Here is a 679-nt window from a genome sequence, read left to right as displayed (position 1 = left end):
CAGCCAATTCGTAACCTGTTTTGCCAGGCATCGAGACATCGAGAACAAATAGATCTGGCTTGGCCGTATCTAATAGCGCCATACAAGATGGTGCATCAAAAGCCTCTAAGGTAGTAAAGCCCAGTGGAATGAGTAAGTCTGACAAGAAGCCCCTTAGAACCGGGTCATCATCTACCAAACAGATAGTTCGCTGATAACCTTCGTAGCCAACTATCTTGGCCTTAACGGCTTCTTCTACCTGCTGAGTATTGTTCACCCAGGGCAGCATTAAGCTCACCTTAAAACAACTGCCCTTCCCAAGTTCTGAGTCGACCTGTAACTCTCCACCCATTACTTCAGTTAAGAGCTTCACGATAGTCAAACCAAGACCTGTCCCCTGCACATTCGGTGTATGTGTATTACGCACCCTTTCAAAAGGTTCGAATATACGTGCAAGGTAGGAAGCCTCTATCCCTGGCCCGGTATCTTTGATAATGAATTCTGCCACCTGAGAACGGTACTTCACCGTAAAGTCGATTGAACCTTCTTGTGTATACTTCACAGCATTAGACAAAACATTGATCAAAACCTGGCGCAAGCGCTTTTCATCTGCCATCACCATTTTCGGCAATCGCCCTTCTATATTGAAGTTAAGCTCAATCCCTTTGTTCTTAGCCTGCATTTGAAACATACTGGCAAG

The 679-nt window shown here is 45.4% G+C and carries 1 protein-coding gene; it reads right to left on the bottom strand.

What is annotated here, in order from left to right:
- Positions 1-679 (bottom strand): hybrid sensor histidine kinase/response regulator (locus A3735_RS07200; protein WP_156499493.1); only part of this gene is annotated, 679 nt, incomplete at both ends.

Source organism: Oleiphilus sp. HI0061 (assembly GCF_001635675.1).
The sequence above is the reverse complement of the archived record's forward strand: the minus strand, read 5'-3'. Positions and strand labels throughout refer to the sequence as shown.